Here is a 613-nt window from a genome sequence, read left to right on the forward strand (position 1 = left end):
CGTCGTGTTAACTTAAGCATGATTCCACCAGACGGCGTGGGCTTGTAACCACGTTTCCGCGGTCGGTGGATCGACGTGGCTGAAACAGTTTGAAAACGAAGAGGTTCGTCGTTCTACTTCTCTAAAAATACGTTCGACAGAATTTCTGAAGCCGTGTTGTTCGACGCGGTAGCTGTAGTTTTCGCGACGAAGCCCACCGATCAGATCGTCTGCGTCGTCGACGAGAAACAGCGCGTCTTCGACATCGTGTTTCTCAGCTAATTCAGTGAGAAATTCTCGTGCGATCGGGATCGTATACGTCGGAAACAGCCGTGAGTGAAGGATTCTGTTCGTCTGTGGATCGACAGCAGCGTACAGCCAGTACTGCTCGTCGTTGATCCGGATCGCTTTCTGATCAACCGCAACGCGATCCGGGCTCTCACCGTCAGCTGGCTGTAGATCGGCTTTCTGTACCCAGTTGTGAACAGCCACACGACTTCGATCGACACCCAATTCCTCAAGAAGAATAACTGTATTCGAAAGTGATAGTCCAGCAAGATGGTGGCGAATACCCTTTTCAATGATCTCGCGGGGTGTCCGCTCTCGCTCCACAAACTCCAAGTCGATCCACTCG

1 protein-coding gene is annotated in these 613 nt (G+C 51.7%); it reads right to left on the minus strand.

The window, feature by feature from the left end:
• Window positions 1-12: 12 nt before the first annotated feature.
• Window positions 13-613 (minus strand): IS6 family transposase (locus tag DVK07_RS20595; RefSeq protein ID WP_121598591.1); only part of this gene is annotated, 601 nt, incomplete at its 5' end.

Origin of the sequence: Halorubrum sp. Atlit-26R, from assembly GCF_003666015.1 — an archaeon.
In the GTDB taxonomy this organism is placed as follows: domain Archaea; phylum Halobacteriota; class Halobacteria; order Halobacteriales; family Haloferacaceae; genus Halorubrum.